Genomic DNA, 15,160 nt, shown 5'->3' on the forward strand with positions numbered 1-15,160 from the left:
ATTCGCCCTCTGTTTTGCGCAAATGGCCTCTAAGGCCACTGATTATTCCTGCGCGAATCACAGACAATATTCACCCTTCTTATCCGATCAACGGTTAGCCCCGCGAGCGCGTGCTGTCGTACTGCAAAAACGAGCTGCCCCAGGAATCTATGGAAAACAGACAAGGCAAAGGGCTTTCGTTCGCCAGGCGTATCTACAGGCCAAGGATCATCGGCGCCGCCATGTGCAGCATCGGCGTGATCGCCGCCCTGTATCCACTGCCGATGCCTGGCTGGATCTGGGTGCTGCTGCTGATCAATGGCGTTGTCTGGCCGCACCTGGCGTATCAATTGGCAACCCATGCCAAAGTCCCCTACGACGCCGAACAGCGCAATCTGGTGTATGACGCCCTGTTCAGCGGGTTCTGGGCCGCCGCCTTGCAATTCACCCCGTTAACGACGGTGACGCTGCTGTCGATGGTGTCGATGAACAACGTCGCCGCCGGCGGCAAACGTCTGCTGTTGCGCGGCGCCCTGGCGCAGTTGCTTGGCGCAGCCGTGGCCGCTCTGCTGTTCGGCTTCAAGTTCAACCCCTCTGTCAGCCTGGAGCAGGTGTATGCCTGCCTGCCGATGCTGACCCTCTATCCTATGGCCATCGGCATGGTCTGCTACCAGTTGGCGATCAAATTGTCGGAACATAAACGCGCGCTCAGTGCCCTGAGCCGCATCGACAGTCTCACCGGGCTGCTCAATCACGGTTCGTGGAAAGACCTGCTGCACCTCAAATTCCACCAATGCCAGCAGCAACACAGCCAGGCCACCATCGCGCTGATCGACATTGACCATTTCAAACGGATCAACGACACCCATGGCCATATTGTCGGTGACGCCGTACTGCGCCAACTGAGCCTGGAGTTGCGTCGCAACCTGCGGGACGACGACCTGGCAGGGCGTTACGGTGGCGATGAGTTCTGTGTGATTCTTCCGCAAATGCGCCAGGAAGAAGCAGCGCGACGCATGGAGCGCATGCGCGAAATCTTCAGCAACTACCGCAACCCGCAAATCCCCGAACTGCGCGTGAGCCTGAGTATTGGTTTGGCGGATTACCAGCCCTTCTTCAGTGATGCCGCCATGTGGCTCAACGCTGCGGACCGGGCGCTGTATGCAGCCAAGGACACGGGGCGCAACCGCGTGAATGTGAGCGACGCGCAGATTGCCCATACGGCTTGAAGCCGTCGCACCACATCGCGGCTGAATGTCCTGGCTGACGGTGGCAAAAAAAGCAAAATGCCACCACTGGTCGCCATCCCAAAAAAGGTCCTGCCCTTGAGGCGAACTTCTCGTCAGGCTGATCACTCTTAACCCTCTGTTACCCCCCCGCTGTCAGCATCAGGACGCTGGCAATGAGCACGTCAACCGTAGGCCCGGCGCCGAACGGGGCAGGCGCCCACGCATGGAAAACCCCGACGACGTTTGCTTGCCCGAGCCACCGAACATGCTATTCAACGCCCATAAAAAAACCATCCATTCGCTGCAACACATGGTCGCTCATCAGGCCAGCATGCTGGACGCGATCGAGCGCTCCATGGCGGTGATCGAATTCGACCTGCAAGGCACGGTGCTGCGGGCCAATGACAATCTGCTCAAGACCCTGCACTACCGCGCCGAGCAGATCGTGGGCCAGCCCCATCGGATGCTGTGTACACCGACGTACAGCCGTAGCGCCGAGTACCAGCAGTTATGGTCAAACTTGCGCAGTGGTCAATTCCAATCCGGGACGTTCGAACGCGTGGCTGGCAACGGTCAATCGGTATGGCTGGAGGCCAGTTACAACCCGGTGCGCGATGACACCGGCCAAGTGGTCAAGGTGGTGAAGTACGCCATGGATGTCACCTCGCGCCTGCAAGCCGAAAGCGAAGCCAACGCCAAACTGGAAGCTATCGGCCGGGCGATGGCGGTGATCGAGTTCAACCTCGATGGCAGCATCCTTACGGCCAATGCAAACTTCCTGCAGCGTATGGGCTACAGCCTGGCGCAGATCCAGGGCCAGCATCACCGCCTGTTCTGTACCCCGGCGTTGGCCAACAGTTCGGCATACCGCGATTTCTGGCAGCGCCTGAACCAGGGCGAGTTCTTCAGCGGCCAATTCGAGCGCGTGGATAAAAACGGCCGGCCGGTCTGGCTCGAAGCCAACTACAACCCGGTGTACGACGCCAGCGGGCGACTGTGCAAGGTGGTGAAGTTCGCCTCGGACGTGACGGACATGGTCCAGCAACATGCCGCCGATACGGCAAGCGCCGCCCAGGCGTATCACATCTCCCTCAACACCCGGGACATTGCTGAAAAAGGCGCCGAGGTGATCCAGCAAAGCGCCAACGATATGCGCAACATTGCCGCCGACATCGACAGTTCATCACACCTGATTGCCAAGTTGGGCGAGCGTTCGCAGCAAATCAGCACCATCGTCAACACCATTCGCGGCATCGCCGACCAGACCAACCTGCTGGCCCTCAACGCGGCCATCGAGGCGGCGCGGGCGGGCGAGCAAGGACGCGGGTTTGCCGTGGTGGCCGATGAAGTTCGGCAACTGGCCGCGCGCACCAGCGGCTCGACCACGGAAATCTCCAGCATGATCGCGATGATCCAGGACGAGACCCGCCAGGCCATCGACAGCATGGACGGCACCCGCGACCGCGCCGCCCAGGGTGTGGACCTGGCCAACCGCGCCGGCACGGTGATCCTGCAGATTCGCCAAGGCACCAGCGAGGCGGTGCAGGCGGTGAGCGCGTTTGCCAATGAGCGTGGTGGCCGCTGAGCAGGCCTTGGTTATTCATGCGTCAGACAGGTCGCCACGGCTATAGTGAAACCCTGTCTCAACGTTGATGACCCGAGTTCGCCATGATCCCAGAAAAACCCAAAACCGCGCCTGTCGACCACCTGCGTTTCCACCGTCCGCATGCCCACCTGGCCCCCACGTTCGGCAACGACACCTTTGCGCTCAAGGCCGAAGCCTTCGCACGCTTCTTCGGCACCCCCACCTTTCTGGGTGCGCAAACGGCGATCGTGGTGCTGTGGGTGGCGCTGAACGCGACCGGCGTCACCCACTTTGATGTCTACCCGTTCATCCTGCTCAACCTGGCCTTCAGCCTGCAATCGGCGTATGCCGCGCCCTTGATCCTGCTGGCCCAGACGCGCCAGGCCGCACGCGACAAAGCCCAATCCGACGCCGACGCCCAGCACCGCGAAGCGCTGGCGATCGCCAATACCGAGCGTCAGGCCCAGGCCGAACAAACCACCAAACAGTTGCTCGAATTGCTGGAACAAAACACCCGGCTGACCGAAATGACCAAGCAACTGACGGAACACATCGACAGCCTGACGTGCGAAATGCATGAGCACTTCGTACGAAAACCTCAGTAATCCACTCCTACATTTAGACTTGGTTGTGTCCGGTGTTTAAGCGCACATGCCGCGCCAGCTCATCAAACAGCGTCACCACCGAGCGCAGTGCCCGGCAATCCGGGCGCGTGAGCAACCACAGCGCGGTGTCATGCCCGGCCAATGCAGGACCCAGTGTTTGCAGGCGTTCATCCAGTAAAAAATCCGGCAACGCCGCCGCCCCCAGCCCGGCACGCACCAACTCGGTGACAGACAACATGCTGTTGCAACGATAGCTGGGGCGTACGCCCGGCAGATGCTCGCGACGCCAGGCGACGGTGGGGTGGTCGGGCAGGAAGTCATCCGGCGCGATCCAGGCCAGCTCGGCCAGCGCGCGGCCTGCATGGTCACGGGCGTAGTCGGCACTGGCGCAGACTTGGTACGCCACCGTACCGAGGCAACGTCCTACCAGATGCTCGGGCGGTGTCCTGGTCAGGCGCAGGGCGATATCCGCATCGCGGCGGCTGAGGTTGGCGAAATCATTGGAGGTGCTCAGCTCCAGCGTGAGCGCCGGATACTGCGGCATGAACTGCGCCAGAGCCGGCAATAACAGACCTTGCAGTACCGAGTCGGTACAGGTCAGGCGCACCGTGCCGCTGATCACTTCACCGCCCTGCTCCACCCCGATGCGCGCGGCTTCCAGGGCTTGCTCGGCGCGCTCGGCCTGCTGCGCCAGATGGCTGGCCAGGCTGGTGGGCAAGTAACCGGCGCGGCTTTTTTCAAACAGCGTCTGGCCGAGCGCCGCCTCCAGGCGGCGTATCGCGCGAAATACCGTCGACACGTCCACCCGCAACAGCGCCGCCGCCCGCGCCAGGCTGCCGCCACGCACCAGGGCGAGGATCAGGGACAGGTCGGGGTAGTCAATTGAGTAGTGCGTCGCTGCATTGAGCATGTGGGCAAACGCCAATATTGATTGCGTGGACGCCAATCTATAGTGCGTACCAGGACACCACAAGCCATGGGATACACACAATGAACACTCGCACTGTGCACCTCGCCCTGATCGGCGACTACAACCCCGGAGTCATCGCTCACCAGGCCATTCCCGTGGCACTGGAGCAGGCCGCCGGCGCCCTGGGCCTGAGCGTGCGTCCCCAATGGCTCGACACGGACAGACTCCCCGACACCCTGCACGATTTCGACGGATTCTGGTGCGTGCCCGCCAGCCCCTACCGTGACACCGACGGCGCACTGCGGGCGATCCGTTTTGCCCGCGAACAACGCCGACCGTTCCTGGGCACCTGCGGCGGTTTTCAACATGCGGTGCTCGAATATGCCCGCAATGTAATGGGCTGGGTCGACGCCGAGCATGGCGAACTGGCGCCCGATGCCAAGCGCGCCGTCATCACGCCCCTGAGCTGCGCCTTGGTGGAAACCACCGATACCTTGCGTTTGGCGCCCTACACGCGCATTGCCGAAGCCTACGGCCACCTGGATATCGAAGAAGGTTATCGCTGTCGCTACGGCATGAACCCCGCATTCGCCAGCGCATTGCTGGAGGGCGACCTGATCCCCACCGGCCATGACTCGGCAGGCGACCTGCGGGCCGTGGAGTTGCTCGATCACCCCTTCTACGTCGCCACCCTGTTCCAACCCGAACGCGCGGCGCTCAAAGGCATCACACCGCCCCTGGCGATCGCCCTGCTCCAGGCCTGCCAGGCGCAGTCGGCATGATCGCCAAGACACCCGCCCCGCCCTACTATGCGGTGATTTTCAGCTCACTGCGCACCGACGGCGATCAAGGTTACTTTGATGCCGCCGGCCGCATGCTGGAACTGGCGCGGGAACAACCGGGGTTTCTCGGGGTGGAATCCGCGCGTGAGGATGGCCTGGGGATTACCGTGTCGTATTGGCGCAGCGAGGCGGCGATCCTGGCCTGGAAGCAGCAGGCCGAGCACCGGGCTGTGCGTGAGCAGGGGCGCTCCACTTGGTACTCGGCGTTTCAGACGCGGGTGTGCAAAGTGGAAAGGGCCTACAGCTTCAAGCGTTGAAACACTGCCTGGCAAACACCGCAAAAATGTGTGGGAGGGGCTTGCCAGCTCCCACATTTGATCCTGCGTCGTTCAACCAATCGTATCCATCTAGCTCACCAAACTGCGCACCGCACTGATCTGTGGAATCTCCACCCGCCGCATATACACGCGCAACGGCTCGGTGATGTTGATGCGGTCGTCGATGTTCTGGTCGAGCAGCAACTGGATGCGCTCGCGCGACAGCGTCATGGTTTGCTCGGGGCCCGGCAGCCAGACGAATTCGGCGGTGGGGATGATGCCGTCGTCGGCCACGTCCATGCCGAAGGAGTCTTCACTGAAACGTACGATGTACTGGCCGGTCTTGCGGTTGAGGCCGACAAAACCCTGGAGTTGGTCGGCGGCCTGGCAGATAAGTTCGGACGTGATGCGCATGGTAAACCTCAATGAAAAGCCCCACAGGGACTGGAAAGATGGTTTACACGCGTGGCAGAAATTACCGGCCTCTAACGGGCCGGTTTGGGGCAGGAGTATTGCAATGCGCCGCCAAAAAACCAAGAAAATTGGTGTCCGCGCACGTTAATGTGGGTTTGGTGATAGCGCCTTTCGCAAGCAATTGTTAAAAAGGAGGCCTTCTCAAAGCTACCTTCACGAAAGGACTTCGCATATGCCGGTCACGTTTACCAAGAGCGCCTTGCTGCTGGCGCTGATGCTCGGCCTGGGCCAGGCACAGGCTGCCGACCCGATCAGCCCGGCTGAACTGGCCACAAACGAAGGCATTCCCTACCCCGCCGTGATCGCCCACCGTGGCGCCTCGTACGACGCGCCCGAATCCACCGCCGCGGCCTACAAGGTCGCGCGCGACCTGGGCGCCGACTATCTGGAACTGGACCTGCAGCGCAGCAAGGACGGCGTGCTGTTCGCCCTGCATGACAACAACCTGCAACGCACCACTGACGTGGCCACCAAGTTCCCCGAGCGCAAAGACGCGCCGGCCAACGAGTTCACCTGGAAAGAACTGCAAACCCTCGACGCCGGCAGTTGGTTCAACGCCGCCTACCCGGACCGCGCGCGTCCTGGCTTCGTCGGCCTGAAGATCCTGAGCCTGGACGACATCATCAAGATTGCCGAGGGCAACCCGCAGCACAAACCCGGCCTGTACATCGAAACCAAGGAGCCCAAGCAATTCCCGGGCATCGAAGCCGACCTGAAAAACAAGCTGCTGGACAAAGGCTGGCTGAGCTCCGCCGGCTCCAAGCTCGGCAAGAGCAACACCGGCGTTGGCCAGGGTAAAGGCCGCGTGGTGCTGCAAACCTTCGAAACCGCCAGCCTCAAAGAGCTGCAGAAAGAAATGCCCAATACCCCGAAGATCCTGCTGTTGTGGGTGGGTGAAGGCAGCATCGAGCCGAAATCCAAGCAGACCTTCGCCGAATCCGGCGAGCCGACCAAGGCCGCCTACTACGCCAAACAGGAGCCGAAGGACGCCGCCGAGTTCGAAAAATGGGTCGACGACGCCAAAAGCTTCGGCGCCATCGGCACCGGCCCGTCGGCGGAACTGACCGACCATGGTGACCAGAGCTACACCGACCTGGTGAAGCCTGAAATGAACAAGCTGACCCACGACAAGGGCCTGCTGGTGCACGTGTACACCGTGGATGAACCGGTGGACTTCGAAAAAGTCATGAAGGCCGGCGTCGATGGCATCTTCACCAACCGCGCCGCCGAACTGTTGAAGTTCTACAAGCGCTGGCCGTCGTCGAGCGTGCAGGATCTGCTCAACGACTATAAGTACTAACGTGGTCGGTGGCTGTGCGCCATTAAGGATGAGTTAAGTTGCGCTGGTTAATCTGGCGCCACTTAAACAGCTCACCCAAGAAGGACACACCATGAAAACTTTGACCGCTTTGTTCGCCGCCGCTGCCCTGACCGTGACTGCCGGCCTGGCCCAGGCTGATGTTCGTCCGGACCAGATTGAAGGCTTGCTCAAATCCGGCGCCGTGATGCCTTTCGAGAAACTCAACGCTGCCGCCGTGGCCAAACATGCTGGCGCCACCATCAACGATACCGAGCTGGACTACAACAACAGCGGCGTACTGGTCTACGAAGTTGATCTGACCGACACCGCTGGCAAGAACTTTGAAGTGAAGCTCAATGCCAAGACAGGTGCTGTGCTTGAAGACAAGCTAGACACCTGAGTTGAGCCCAATAAAAACCGCGCCACCTTCGGGTGGCGCGGTTTTTTTATGGGCACCGCTAAACCGTCACATAACCGTCATACCGCCTTGCAATGATTCGCCCACGCGATCCTGTGAAACGTCCTACAGGCGCTTTCTCTGCGAGCCTCCATGAACCACAGCATTGACCACAGCCACCAGGATTCCGATCTGTTTGGCTTGCTTTACGGTTTTCGTTTTCGTCCTGGCGTCAAGGGCGAACAGATTGATTCGGCCACCGCACTCGCGGCGCTCACAGGCCCCCAGAACCCGGAAGAATTCCTGTGGCTGCACCTGAACCTGGCCCACGCCGCCTGCGAGCGCTGGATGCAGGCGCACCTGGAGTTGCCGGAAGAATTCTTTGAAGCCCTGCATGAGGGCTCACGCTCCACGCGTATCGAACACGTCGACTCGGCCTTGCTGGCGGTGGTCAATGACGTGGTGTTCAACTTCAGCAGCATGGTCTCGTCCGACATTTCCACGCTGTGGGTGTGCGCCCGCAGTCGCCTGTTGATCAGCGCGCGCCTGCAACCGCTGCACTCGGTGGACAAGTTGCGCTCGTCGGTCAAGGCCGGTGAACACTTCCGCTCGCCGCTGGAACTGCTGGTGCACCTGCTGCGCGACCAGGGTGAAGTGCTGACGCAGATCGTGCGCAAGACCAGCATCAGCGTCGACCATATCGAAGACCAGTTGCTGTCCTCGCGCCTGTCCACCAACCGCGCCGAACTGGGCGCGGCACGCCGGGTGCTGGTGCGCCTGCAACGCCTGCTGGCGCTGGAGCCGGGCTCACTGCTGCGCCTGCTCAATCGCCCGCCGCAATGGCTGCAAAAGGAAGACGTGAAGGAGCTGCGCAAATCCACCGAGGAGTTCGCGCTGATCATCAACGACCTGACGGCCCTGGGCGAGCGCATCAAGTTGTTGCAGGAAGAGATCGCCGCCAACCTCAACGAGCAAACCAACCGCACCCTGTTCACCCTTACGGTGGTGACGGTACTGGCGCTGCCGATCAACATCATCGCCGGTTTCTTTGGCATGAACGTGGGCGGTGTGCCGCTATCCCAGGATCCGGAGGGCTTCTGGATTCTGGTGGCGTTGGTCGCGACGTTTACCTTGATTGCCGGGCGCTGGGCCTTTCGCAAATTCTCTAATTGAAATGCGGTCGACTGTGGGAGGGGCGGTGCGACGATTCGACTTGCTCCCTCCCACAGGGTTCTGCGGTGTTTTTTAGACCAGCGACATAGCCGATTCCACAAACACTGATCTATCGCAGCATCTTTGTAACATTCTGCAATGACTATGAACGACATCCTTCATTACTTGGATGCTCCGGCATGGCTACCCCTTCCCTGACTGCCTCCACCCACACCTCGACTGCCAATCCCAAACCCAGGCTGGACAAGAAACCCGGGCTGGTCACTGTGATCATGTTCTTCGCCGTGCTCGCCATGGGCCTGTTGTTCACCGCCTACAGCCTGATGCACGACATGAAGGAGCTTGGCACCGTGGTCACCACCTGGACCCCGTTCCTGCTGCTGGGCGTGGCGCTGTTGATTGCCCTGGGGTTCGAGTTCGTCAATGGTTTTCATGACACCGCCAACGCCGTAGCGACGGTGATTTACACCAACTCGCTGCCGCCGCATTTCGCGGTGGTGTGGTCGGGCTTTTTCAACTTCCTCGGCGTGCTGCTCTCCAGCGGCGCGGTGGCGTTCGGCATCATTGCCCTGCTGCCGGTGGAGCTGATTTTGCAGGTCGGCTCCTCGGCCGGGTTTGCGATGATCTTCGCCCTGCTGATCGCCGCGATCCTGTGGAACCTCGGCACCTGGTGGCTGGGGCTGCCGGCTTCGTCGTCCCATACGCTGATCGGTTCGATCATCGGCGTGGGCGTGGCGAATGCCCTGATGCACGGGCGTGACGGCACCAGTGGTGTGGACTGGAGCCAAGCGATCAAGATCGGTTACGCGCTGCTGCTGTCGCCGCTGATCGGCTTCGCGTTTGCCGCCTTGCTGTTGCTGGCCCTGCGCGCCTTCGTGAAAAACCGCTCGCTGTACAAGGCCCCCAAAGGCGACACCCCGCCGCCATGGTGGATCCGCGGCATGCTGATCGCCACCTGCACCGGCGTGTCATTCGCCCACGGTTCCAACGATGGGCAAAAAGGCATGGGCCTGATCATGTTGATCCTGGTCGGCACCCTGCCGATGGCGTATGCGTTGAACCGCACCATGCCGGCCGAGCAGTCGTTGCAGTTTGCGGCGGTGGCGGAAGTGACCCAGGTGGCGTTGATGAAAACCGCGCCGCAGGCGTTGCCGGGTGATCCGCGGCCGATCCTGTCGACCTACGTGCGCACCAAGGAAGCCACCCCGCAGTTGGTACCGGCCCTCGCCGCCCTCACCGGGCATATCGGTGAAGAGGTAAAAGGCTACGGCTCCCTGGCCAAGGTCCCCGCCGAAGCGGTCGGCAACGTGCGTAACGACATGTACCTGACCAGCGAAACCATTCGCTTGATGGACAAGGGCAAAGTCGGCAATTTCGACGCCGACACCCAAGGCAAACTGCAACTGTTCAAGCAGCAGATCGACAACTCCACGCGCTTTATTCCGCTGTGGGTGAAGATCGCCGTGGCCATCGCATTGGGCCTGGGCACGATGGTCGGCTGGAAGCGCATCGTGGTCACCGTCGGCGAGAAAATCGGCAAGACCCACATGACTTACGCCCAGGGCGCTTCAGCGGAAACCGTGGCGATGCTGACCATCGGCGCGGCGGATATGTATGGGTTGCCGGTGTCGACCACCCATGTGTTGTCGTCCGGTGTGGCGGGAACCATGGTGGCCAATGGCGGTGGGTTGCAGATGCGGACCATCCGCAATTTGTTGATGGCCTGGGTGCTGACGTTGCCGGCGGCGATTTTGCTGTCGGGTAGCCTGTACTGGCTGTTCACCAAGCTGTTCTGACCCGACGAAGAATCAACGGTGGGAGCACGCTATGTCCCACCTTTACGGTCGCAAACCAAACTCCACCACGACTTCTACACGCCGATCAGATGACAAACAACTGGACATATCGGCAGGGGCCAGTCCCGCAGGACATTCAGCACGCGTTTGCGCGACACCGCGGCCCACGATGCTCTTGTTGTCCTCACTCAGCGGCACCAGTATCGAGCCCAGGTACTGGCTGACGCTGAGGGCGCGGCGCCTGGACAATTCGAGGTTGGTATCACCCTTGGCTTTCAATGGCTGTCGGTCTGCGTAGCCGGTAATCGAAGCTTCGACCACAGATAAGCCAGATGTTTTTGCAAAAGCCCGTAGCTGCCGCCGAAACTCATTGATCTTGCGTTTGCCCAAGGCTGTAGGCTCGGCGCCATTGCTTTCAAATAAGGAGCCCGCCTCCAGGTTCAGGCACGCCTTGTAAGACACTGAGCGACGCGTCTTTACGTCCAGTACTTTCAGAACGCTGACACCTTGTCGATCCAGTTCAAGCCGCGCAGCCGGCTCTCCCGATGTTTTAGGCCCTACTATTTCGATCAGGGTGCGCTCACCAAACCCATTCCACAGCACATTAACGTTATGGACAATGTTGTTGTCGCCACTGTCGCCGGGACACCCCAGCACCTGAAGCCCCAATGTGCGTGCCGCCGTCGTCAGCGTTTTGTAATTCTCATCACTGAGCACCAGCGAAACGCTCTCTTGCCTGAACCCCAGCTTTTTCATGTTGACGTCAATCAGCGCGTTAATAAATGACATGGCCATCAACGGGGCGACGGCCAGCGCCATTGCAAGTATGAACCACCTTACGTTTTCGCGTTGTTGTATGTGCACAGGGTCCGAACTTGGATCCAGTGGCGTCCACTTGATGGTCACCAGAAAAAGCATGAAGCCACTGGCCAACGGAATAATGATGACAAATACATCCTCAAAAAAAATAGCCAACAGCACTAATATAGCTACGAAAAACAAACTGGCAATGGGCATCAACCAGACTGAGTAGTCGTATTTTAATTCAACTTCCTCATCAGCCGTCAGCGCCCTGCCTTCAAGCTCTATAGCCTTTCTTTCCTTCACTTTCTTATATTCTTCATGGGCCAGATGGCCACCGTAAATAATAAAGAAGCCCAATGAAATCCAGAACAGATACAGCACGCCAAACCCAATAGCCAAGAAGATGAAAACCAAGCTATCGCTCAATGTTAAACCTACCGGAAAAAAACCAATTCTCATGCAGTAAATAAGAACAACAAGGACACCCACACCGAGCAGGCACTTAGCGAGCAGCGACGCTACACCATTGAACTTATCAATATTATTTGACACGTACTCTTCCATCCTTGGTGATTAAATATATTGCCTGAATCTATCTGTATCGCGAAACGGGGCCGAATAATAGCCAAGCGCCATCACCCTGTCGACGCTATATTCTCTTTCAACGTGTCGGCCATCCACTCTATGAACACCCGCACCCGCAGCGGCAGATGTCGCTGGCCGGCGTAGAGCAACGACACGTTCAACGGCGGAGCCGAGAACCCCGGCAGCACCGCCACCAACTCGCCGCTGGCCAGTTCTTCAGCCATGCCCAGGGCCGGCGCCTGGATAATCCCGAAGCCGCCCAGGCATGCGGATTTGTACGCGTCGGTGCTGCTGACCGTGACGCGCCCGGCCATGGGGATACGTTGTACTTTGTTGCCCTGCAGGTATTCGAACCCCGCCGAGCGTGAGCCCAGCGGGCGTACGTAATGAACCAGGTGATGGTCGGCCAAGTCCGCCAGGGTCTGCGGCACACCATAGCGCTCCAGGTAGGTCGCGCTCGCGCAATTGAGCAGCGGCAGGCTACACAGTAAACGCGCCACTACTGTCTGGTCCGGCTGTGCGCCGACGCGCAGCACGCAATCAAACCCTTCGGCGAGCAGGTCGACCTGGCGGTCGGTGGTGCTGATTTCCAACTCGATCAACGGGTGCGCATCCATGAACTGCGGCAGGCGCGGCAGGATCAAATCGCGCGCCATGACGTTGGGCATGTCCACGCGAATCCGCCCGGTCAACTGCGCTTCGTCCTGACGGAACAGGCCTTCCAGTTCGTCCATATGCGCCAGCAAATCCTTGCTGCGCTCATATAAAACGCGCCCGTCCTGGGTGGCTTGCACCTTGCGTGTGGTGCGTTGCAACAAGCGCGCACCGAGCAGTTCTTCCAACGCCTGCACATGCTCGGACACTGTAGAGCGCGGCAGGCCCAGGCTCTCGCCGGCCTGGGTAAAACTCGACAGTTCGGTGACGCGTACAAAGGTGCGCAGCAATTCAAGTTTGTTCATGGGATTGTTCGCCTTATCCGGCCAGTGATTCCGGTTCTGCTCTGTTTATCACGTAACAAGCGGACAAATACACTCAGTCCCACGCTCACATCTGAAGAGGACTGCACCATGACCCGTAAAATCGCACTCATCACCGGCGCCAGCCGTGGCCTGGGCAAGAACGCCGCACTGCACCTGGCCGCACAAGGCGTTGACATCATTGGCACTTACCACAGCAAGGCCGATGAAGCGCAGGCCCTGGCGGCACAGATCGAACAGTTGGGTGGCCGCGCCGCCATGCTCAAGCTGGACGTCAGCCAGAGCGCGACTTTTGGCGATTTCGTCGGCGACGTGGCCGGCGTGCTGAAGGATGTTTTCGCACAGGATCACTTCGACTTTCTGATCAACAACGCCGGTATCGGCATTCACGCCAGCTTCGCTGAAACCACCGAGGAGCAGTTCGATCAACTGGTGGCGATCCAATTCAAGGGGCCGTTTTTCCTGACCCAACAGTTGTTGCCGTTGATCCGCGACGGTGGCCGCATCCTTAACGTCTCCAGCGGCCTGGCACGCTTCAGCCTGCCCGGTTACGCGGCCTACGCGGCAATGAAAGGTGCGATGGAAGTGCTGACCCGCTACCAGGCCAAGGAATTGGGCGGGCGTGGCATCAGCGTCAACATCCTCGCTCCCGGCGCCATCGAGACCGACTTCGGCGGCGGCGCCGTGCGCGACAACGCCAGCCTCAACACGATGGTCGCCAACAACACCGCCCTGGGCCGCGCCGGTTTACCGGATGACATTGGCGGGGCCATCGCCAGCCTGTTGGCCGACGGCAGCCACTGGATCACCGGCCAACGGATCGAGGCTTCGGGCGGTATGTTTTTGTAGGAGCTTTTCACGCAGCACGTCATAGCCCCAGTGATACACATAGGTGTACGGCAGGAAGAACAGCAGTACGCCGATGTCGAGGATAAACGCCTGCAACAGACTGATCTTCAGCCACGCCGCGATCAACGGCACGCACACCAGGATCAGCCCGCCTTCGAACAGCAACGCATGGAGCACGCGGGTCCAGGCGTTGTTGGCCAGTTGCAGGCGCGCCTTGAGGCGGTCGAACAGGCCGTTGAAAATCACGTTCCAAGTCAACGCCATCAGGCTGATCGCCAGGGTGACCATGCCCATCTCCAGCGCGGGCTTGTCCATGATCCACGCCAGCAGCGGCGTACAGATCAACAACGCCAGGGCTTCGAAACCGATGGCTTGGCACACGCGTTCAGTGAGGGATTTGCTAGGGCTCATGACCGGTCTCCGTGAGTGAGGAAGGTTGCCATCATTACCCTTTGACTCGATACTTCATAACCAATAACCATCGATCAAGGCGATAGTCATGGCCTCTCACGAAGTGCTGCAGGCATTTGTCCAGGCGGCCACTCAGGGCTCGTTTTCCGCGGCGGCGCGCACATTGGGCAAGAGCCAGTCCACCGTCAGCGCAGCGGTGGCCAGCCTGGAGATTGACTTGGATGTGCTGTTGTTCGACCGCAGCAGCCGCAAGCCGACGCTCACCCCGGCCGGCCATGTGCTGCTGCAACGCGCCGAGCACGTGCTGGAGGCCAGCAGCCGCCTGGCGCTGGCGGCGAGTCAGTTGGCCCAGGGCCTGGAGCCGAAGCTGACCATCGCCATGTCCGATACGTACCAGTCCGACCGTTTCGAGCGTGCGCTCAGCGCGTTTGAACAGCGCTATCCGGACCTTGAACTCGAATGTTTGATTGCCGAGTGCGAAGACCTGATCGCCCTGGTGCAGAGCGGCCGGGCACAGATCGCGTTTATTGAGCATCAGGAGGTTTACCCGCCGGACCTGACCTGCGCGACCGTGGATGAGCGCACGGAAATTGCGCTGTTCGTGTCGCCGAAACACCCGTTGGCGGCGCTCAAGTCCATCACCGCACACGCCCTGCAACAACACCGCGAGCTGCGCCTGGCCAGCATCATCAACCCCAACGAAACCCGCGCCAGCGGCCGCGTCTGGTCGGCGCCCAGTTACCTGATGCTGATGGAGATGGCGCAACTGGGATTCGGCTGGGCACCGATTCCGCGCTGGCTGGTGGAGCGATTTGGCGGCGGGCAACTGGTCGAACTCACCGCACGCAGTTGGCCGCGGTCGGTGGCGGTGGATGCACTGTGGTCACGCCACCATGCACCGGGGCCGGCGGGGAGTTGGTTGTTGGGCAAGATGTTGGAGTGACGAGCACTGCCCTTCCTGAGAATACAGATCAAGCTCCCTCCCAC

The 15,160-nt window shown here is 60.3% G+C and carries 15 protein-coding genes and 2 pseudogenes; 12 read left to right on the forward strand and 5 right to left on the reverse strand.

Translation table 11 applies throughout. The features are described from left to right. Positions 1-149 precede the first annotated feature (149 nt). The 4 genes and pseudogenes from PSH66_RS22750 to PSH66_RS22760 all read left to right on the forward strand — a co-directional run bounded on the left by PSH66_RS22750 (position 150) and on the right by PSH66_RS22760 (position 3,398). Positions 150-1,208, forward strand: a complete 1,059-nt coding sequence (locus PSH66_RS22750) for a diguanylate cyclase (protein ID WP_042945174.1) — start codon at positions 150-152, stop codon at positions 1,206-1,208. A gap of 355 nt (positions 1,209-1,563) precedes the next feature. Further along, positions 1,564-2,196: pseudogene (locus tag PSH66_RS30250) on the forward strand (PAS domain-containing protein); the annotation flags it as partial. 162 nt (positions 2,197-2,358) lie between these two features. Next, positions 2,359-2,793: pseudogene (locus PSH66_RS30255) on the forward strand (methyl-accepting chemotaxis protein); the annotation flags it as partial. Between the two features lie 83 nt (positions 2,794-2,876). After that, positions 2,877-3,398 carry a DUF1003 domain-containing protein gene (locus PSH66_RS22760; RefSeq protein WP_141063301.1) on the forward strand — a complete coding sequence of 174 codons (522 nt, stop codon included), beginning with the start codon at positions 2,877-2,879 and terminating at the stop codon, positions 3,396-3,398. Positions 3,399-3,411: 13 nt separating this feature from the next. Here the strand turns inward: PSH66_RS22760 and PSH66_RS22765 are convergent, their stop codons facing one another. Then, positions 3,412-4,308, reverse strand: coding sequence for a LysR family transcriptional regulator (locus PSH66_RS22765; protein WP_305427692.1), 897 nt, complete (start codon positions 4,306-4,308; stop codon positions 3,412-3,414). 80 nt (positions 4,309-4,388) lie between these two features. Between PSH66_RS22765 and PSH66_RS22770 the strand changes: the two genes are divergently transcribed. Then, positions 4,389-5,090 carry a CTP synthase gene (locus PSH66_RS22770; RefSeq protein ID WP_305427693.1) on the forward strand — a complete coding sequence of 234 codons (702 nt, stop codon included), beginning with the start codon at positions 4,389-4,391 and terminating at the stop codon, positions 5,088-5,090. Beyond that, positions 5,087-5,407, forward strand: coding sequence for an antibiotic biosynthesis monooxygenase (locus PSH66_RS22775; RefSeq protein WP_003175682.1), 321 nt, complete (start codon positions 5,087-5,089; stop codon positions 5,405-5,407). The genes PSH66_RS22770 and PSH66_RS22775 overlap by 4 nt, the downstream gene beginning before the upstream one ends. Before the next feature lie 90 nt (positions 5,408-5,497). Here the strand turns inward: PSH66_RS22775 and PSH66_RS22780 are convergent, their stop codons facing one another. Further along, positions 5,498-5,821, reverse strand: a complete 324-nt coding sequence (locus PSH66_RS22780; protein ID WP_003175683.1) for a DUF2025 family protein — start codon at positions 5,819-5,821, stop codon at positions 5,498-5,500. Positions 5,822-6,053: 232 nt separating this feature from the next. On the opposite strand from PSH66_RS22780, the gene PSH66_RS22785 reads away from it, so the two are divergent. From PSH66_RS22785 to PSH66_RS22800, 4 genes are all read left to right on the forward strand, one after another. Then, a complete protein-coding gene (locus tag PSH66_RS22785; protein ID WP_003175684.1) occupies positions 6,054-7,181 on the forward strand; it encodes a glycerophosphodiester phosphodiesterase family protein in 1,128 nt (375 codons plus the stop codon). Between the two features lie 91 nt (positions 7,182-7,272). Next, positions 7,273-7,581 (forward strand): PepSY domain-containing protein, encoded by a 309-nt coding sequence (locus PSH66_RS22790; RefSeq protein ID WP_003175685.1) that lies wholly within the window; start codon positions 7,273-7,275, stop codon positions 7,579-7,581. 150 nt (positions 7,582-7,731) lie between these two features. Further along, positions 7,732-8,751 carry a transporter gene (locus tag PSH66_RS22795; protein WP_003175686.1) on the forward strand — a complete coding sequence of 340 codons (1,020 nt, stop codon included), beginning with the start codon at positions 7,732-7,734 and terminating at the stop codon, positions 8,749-8,751. Positions 8,752-8,930: 179 nt separating this feature from the next. Further along, complete coding sequence (locus PSH66_RS22800; RefSeq protein ID WP_003175687.1) at positions 8,931-10,547, forward strand: inorganic phosphate transporter; 1,617 nt, start codon at positions 8,931-8,933, stop codon at positions 10,545-10,547. A gap of 42 nt (positions 10,548-10,589) precedes the next feature. Here the strand turns inward: PSH66_RS22800 and PSH66_RS22805 are convergent, their stop codons facing one another. Next, positions 10,590-11,903 carry a hypothetical protein gene (locus tag PSH66_RS22805; protein WP_305427694.1) on the reverse strand — a complete coding sequence of 438 codons (1,314 nt, stop codon included), beginning with the start codon at positions 11,901-11,903 and terminating at the stop codon, positions 10,590-10,592. A gap of 83 nt (positions 11,904-11,986) precedes the next feature. Further along, positions 11,987-12,895, reverse strand: coding sequence for a LysR family transcriptional regulator (locus tag PSH66_RS22810; RefSeq protein WP_003175689.1), 909 nt, complete (start codon positions 12,893-12,895; stop codon positions 11,987-11,989). A 108-nt stretch (positions 12,896-13,003) separates the two neighbouring features. On the opposite strand from PSH66_RS22810, the gene PSH66_RS22815 reads away from it, so the two are divergent. After that, entirely contained in the window at positions 13,004-13,762 is a 759-nt protein-coding gene (locus PSH66_RS22815) for an SDR family NAD(P)-dependent oxidoreductase (protein WP_305427695.1), read from the forward strand. On the opposite strand, the gene PSH66_RS22820 is transcribed toward PSH66_RS22815, so the two are convergent. Continuing rightward, entirely contained in the window at positions 13,661-14,173 is a 513-nt protein-coding gene (locus PSH66_RS22820) for a multidrug/biocide efflux PACE transporter (protein WP_042945180.1), read from the reverse strand. The two genes, PSH66_RS22815 and PSH66_RS22820, sit on opposite strands and share 102 nt — an antisense overlap. 88 nt (positions 14,174-14,261) lie before the next feature. Here PSH66_RS22820 and PSH66_RS22825 point away from each other — a divergent pair, with 88 nt between their 5' ends. Next, on the forward strand, positions 14,262-15,116 hold the full coding sequence (locus PSH66_RS22825; protein ID WP_003175691.1) for a LysR family transcriptional regulator: 855 nt from the start codon (positions 14,262-14,264) through the stop codon (positions 15,114-15,116). The last annotated feature ends 44 nt before the right edge of the window (positions 15,117-15,160 follow it).

Origin of the sequence: Pseudomonas sp. FP597 (assembly GCF_030687435.1) — a bacterium.
GTDB lineage: Bacteria > Pseudomonadota > Gammaproteobacteria > Pseudomonadales > Pseudomonadaceae > Aquipseudomonas > Aquipseudomonas lactucae.

Coding starts and splice junctions, on each gene's coding strand:
- PSH66_RS22750 (WP_042945174.1), top strand. CDS start 150: ATGGAAAACAGACAAGGCAAAGGGCTTTCGTTCGCCAGGCGTATCTAC.
- PSH66_RS22760 (WP_141063301.1), top strand. CDS start 2,877: ATGATCCCAGAAAAACCCAAAACCGCGCCTGTCGACCACCTGCGTTTC.
- PSH66_RS22765 (WP_305427692.1), bottom strand. CDS start 4,308: ATGCTCAATGCAGCGACGCACTACTCAATTGACTACCCCGACCTGTCC.
- PSH66_RS22770 (WP_305427693.1), top strand. CDS start 4,389: ATGAACACTCGCACTGTGCACCTCGCCCTGATCGGCGACTACAACCCC.
- PSH66_RS22775 (WP_003175682.1), top strand. CDS start 5,087: ATGATCGCCAAGACACCCGCCCCGCCCTACTATGCGGTGATTTTCAGC.
- PSH66_RS22780 (WP_003175683.1), bottom strand. CDS start 5,821: ATGCGCATCACGTCCGAACTTATCTGCCAGGCCGCCGACCAACTCCAG.
- PSH66_RS22785 (WP_003175684.1), top strand. CDS start 6,054: ATGCCGGTCACGTTTACCAAGAGCGCCTTGCTGCTGGCGCTGATGCTC.
- PSH66_RS22790 (WP_003175685.1), top strand. CDS start 7,273: ATGAAAACTTTGACCGCTTTGTTCGCCGCCGCTGCCCTGACCGTGACT.
- PSH66_RS22795 (WP_003175686.1), top strand. CDS start 7,732: ATGAACCACAGCATTGACCACAGCCACCAGGATTCCGATCTGTTTGGC.
- PSH66_RS22800 (WP_003175687.1), top strand. CDS start 8,931: ATGGCTACCCCTTCCCTGACTGCCTCCACCCACACCTCGACTGCCAAT.
- PSH66_RS22810 (WP_003175689.1), bottom strand. CDS start 12,895: ATGAACAAACTTGAATTGCTGCGCACCTTTGTACGCGTCACCGAACTG.
- PSH66_RS22815 (WP_305427695.1), top strand. CDS start 13,004: ATGACCCGTAAAATCGCACTCATCACCGGCGCCAGCCGTGGCCTGGGC.
- PSH66_RS22820 (WP_042945180.1), bottom strand. CDS start 14,173: ATGAGCCCTAGCAAATCCCTCACTGAACGCGTGTGCCAAGCCATCGGT.
- PSH66_RS22825 (WP_003175691.1), top strand. CDS start 14,262: ATGGCCTCTCACGAAGTGCTGCAGGCATTTGTCCAGGCGGCCACTCAG.